Below are 2,250 nucleotides of genomic sequence, written 5' to 3' on the forward strand. Positions count from 1 at the left end.
GGGATGTTAGCTGGCTAATTGCTTGATTCAGCAGCATTCCTTGGCTTTCCTGCGTTTTTCAATCGGTGACTAAATTGCATCCGGGTTTTTCTGACGGAGCACCAACGTTATCATTCGCGTCGATTTCTTTTCCGGACAGGACCCATGACTCAAGAACCTAGCACCCTCTATGCCAAGCTGCTTGGTGAAACCGCATCTATTACCTGGAAAGAGCTGGAACCGTTCTTCGCCAAGGGTGCCCTATTGTGGGTCGACCCTGGTCTGGATTTGATCGCTGCCGCCGAAGCCGTAGCCCAAGATGTAGGCGAGAAAGTCGCTGCCTGGCTGGCCTCCGATCAAGTCGCCAAGCTCTCTGAAACGCGGGCATTGGATCTTTTTGAACGGGATCCGGAACTGTGGGCCGTGGTGGTTTCGCCGTGGATTCTGATCCAGGAAAGGGCGACGAGCTGAGTCGTTGCGCTTTATTGGTGCGTCCTGTTGGCGGCCGAAAGTGTGTAGGGGAGTAGCGTGATGGCATGTGGCCGTGGAGAAAGGCCACAGGCATGGCCAGCATCACGGTGACGTAAACGTAACGGGAACAGTTCAGTGAGCTGTCGAAAGGCTGCTTAATTGTTTCTGGATGTGGATTTGTAGCGGATTTGAGAGCGCTATCGCGAGCAGGCTCGCTGCCACAGTTGACCGCGTTTCTTCAGAAAGAATGCGATCCCTGTGGSAGCGAGCCTGCTCGCGATTGGAGGCGACGGGGTGTCAAACCGATCTCAGACAGTCTTGCCAGTATGGTTATTAAGCGAAATAACCTTGGTCTTGCCAATCTGGTGACGGTAGATCTCACGCAGGTACTTGATCGCCTTCTTTACGCAATCACGTGACAAGCGAATGTCGTTGATCGAGACAAACTTGTCCTTGTCATTGATCAGCTCACGGTACTTCTTCTCGTACATCGGTTTGATCGCGTACCAGTTGGTATCGAGGATCTTCGCCGGGTTCTCGAATTCATTGAGCAAGTCGCCGATCCGGTCTTCGTCGAACTCTTCATTAATGATGAAGTCGAGGATCGAGTTATCCAGCGTCTCGTCGAAACGGTACGGGTTCTTGGCAAAGCAGCGCTTGATGAACGCTACGATCAGCGTCAGGAAGTCGTCCGACAGGCACGGGCTCTTGGCGATCAGGGTGGTCAGCGACAAGTTGGCCGATGCGCCGATGACCAATGCGTAACGTTTGAGCGTAGTGTTCGGAAACAGGCTGTTGAGATGGGTCTTCAACCGGTGCAGGTCCATGTAGGACAGCTTGTAGTCCTTCGGCAAGGACACAATCGACACCACTGACGAGCAGTTCTTGAAGAAGTGCAGGTCGTGCAACGCCGCCGCGACGTATCCGGAATTCTTGTACTGCTCCAGCGAGGCGCGATAGCGCTTGGACTCAATAGGCAGCAGGCTGATGCCTTCGATTGCCTGGGTTACTTTGTTGAAGTGCGGCAGGTCAATGGAGCGGAAGAACAAATCGTCGATGTTCAGTCGCTGCGGTTCTTTCTCGAAGACCTTGAACTTGTCGCTGTTTGGCGGCGGTGTTTCCGGCACCACGGACTCGGCGTAGGCAATCGCCACCGGACCGGCGAGGCTCATGAACAGGTCGTTGGCGTCGAGGCGAATGGTTTCGCCGATGTCGATGCCGGCGCGGCGGAAATAGTTCTGGTCATAGTCCGTTGTGACCGCTTGCGCCGTCAGGATGTTGAAGATTTGCTGCGAGATGTATTGGTTGGCGTGTTTTTCCATGGCATTGACGTCAATGCTCTGGATGTTGCCATCATCGCTTTCTTCGGCATAACGCATGATGTCGTTGGAGATCAGCATCATGGCGTTCCATGGGCGGATACGGCCCATGACGCTGGCTTCGCTGCTGTCTTCATTGGCGAAGTTGTGGGAGAAGTCCCACTCTTCCGACAGATATTTACACAGTAGGCGACCGGCGTTGATGTGCAGCGCCTCGGACATTTCGCTGCGGTGATCGGAAATGTTAGGCAGTACGCAAATTCCGCTGGTGAAGATCGGCTCGAAGACAAAGGAATGACCGCTCTTGCCGTCGTGCTCGTCCATCGGCTTGGTGTCGAACGTTTTGCTCATGTACGAGTGCTGCTGGGCCAAGCCAAATTCCGAGGCCATGCCCGAACCGGTACCGCCGCCGGCGCTGAAAATCGAGAAATACAAGCGCGACTGGTTGGCTTTGATCCCGCAGCTGTCGATCAGGTACGAG

Annotated in this window: 2 protein-coding genes; one reads left to right on the forward strand and one right to left on the reverse strand. The window is 54.4% G+C overall.

Translation table 11 applies throughout. The annotated features are described in order from the left end of the window. The first annotated feature begins 144 nt into the window (after nt 1–144). Nucleotides 145–450: a DUF2288 domain-containing protein gene (locus AC1DRJ_RS25030; protein WP_477804521.1), complete on the forward strand. Its 306-nt coding sequence runs from the start codon at nt 145–147 to the stop codon at nt 448–450. A 308-nt stretch (nt 451–758) separates the two neighbouring features. Here AC1DRJ_RS25030 and AC1DRJ_RS25035 read toward each other — a convergent pair. Continuing rightward, on the reverse strand, nt 759–2,250 hold a 1,492-nt coding region (locus AC1DRJ_RS25035; protein WP_477804522.1), incomplete at its 5' end, for a hypothetical protein.

Source organism: Pseudomonas sp. P5_B2 (assembly GCF_056400445.1).

Bases quoted from the DNA above. Each gene is read 5' to 3' on its own strand.
- AC1DRJ_RS25030 (WP_477804521.1), top strand. From the start codon at position 145: ATGACTCAAGAACCTAGCACCCTCTATGCCAAGCTGCTTGGTGAAACC.